At 63.7% G+C, this 1,190-nt stretch carries 1 protein-coding gene; it reads left to right on the forward strand.

Features of this window, described 5'->3' with window-relative positions:
* Nucleotides 1–45 precede the first annotated feature (45 nt).
* Nucleotides 46–1,190 (forward strand): catalase (locus ACIP90_RS21335; RefSeq protein ID WP_400581766.1); only part of this gene is annotated, 1,145 nt, incomplete at its 3' end.

Here is a 1,190-nt window from a genome sequence, read left to right on the forward strand (position 1 = left end):
AAACTTCCTTCGTAACTGTCAAGTAATCAATAAATTAGGAGAAAGATGACTTCGAACATCTCTGCGCCTGCCGTGTCCACGACACAGTCCGGTGCTCCGGTCACGTCCGATGCCCATTCCAAGGCTGTCGGCGCTGACGGCGCGATCATCCTCACGGATCACTACCTGGTGGAGAAGCTCGCGCAGTTCAACCGCGAGCGGGTTCCGGAGCGTGTGGTGCACGCCAAGGGCGGCGGCGCGTTCGGTACCTTCAAGACCACCGAGGACATCTCCAAGTACACCAAGGCCGCGTTCCTGCAGCCCGGTGTGGAGACCGAGATGCTGATCCGTTTCTCCTCCGTGGCCGGTGAGAACGGCTCCCCGGACACCTGGCGGGACCCGCGCGGGTTCGCGGTGAAGTTCTACACCTCCGAGGGCAACTACGACCTCGTGGGCAACAACACCCCGGTGTTCTTCATCCGCGACGGCATCAAGTTCCCGGACTTCATCCACTCCCAGAAGCGCCTCCCGGGCACGCACCTGCGGGACGCGGACATGCAGTGGGACTTCTGGACCCTCTCCCCGGAGTCCGCGCACCAGGTGACCTGGCTGATGGGTGACCGCGGCCTGCCGGCGTCCTGGCGGGAAATGCAGGGCTACGGCTCGCACACCTACCAGTGGATCAACGCCGAGGGCGAGCGGTTCTGGGTGAAGTACCACTTCAAGTCCAACCAGGGCGTGAAGAACATGACATCCGAGCAGGCCGAGGCCCTGGCAGGCTCGGACGCGGACTTCTACATCCGGGACCTGCACGAGAACATCGAGGCCGGCAACTTCCCGTCCTGGGACCTGCACGTGCAGGTCATGCCGTACGAGGACGCCAAGACCTACCGGTTCAACCCGTTCGACCTGACCAAGGTCTGGCCGCACGCGGACTACCCGCTGATCAAGGTCGGCACCATGGAGCTGAACCGGAACCCGGAGAACTACTTCGCGCAGATCGAACAGGCCACCTTCGCGCCCTCGAACTTCGTGCCCGGCATCGCCGCGTCCCCGGACAAGATGCTGCAGGCCCGGATCTTCTCCTACGCCGACGCGCACCGCTACCGCGTGGGCACCAACCACGCCCAGATCCCGGTGAACCAGCCCAAGAGCCAGGTCAACAACTACAGCCAGGACGGCGCCGGACGCTACCTCTTCAACGCCCCGTC

Origin of the sequence: Arthrobacter sp. NPDC093139, assembly GCF_044754165.1 — a bacterium.
Lineage (GTDB): Bacteria > Actinomycetota > Actinomycetes > Actinomycetales > Micrococcaceae > Arthrobacter.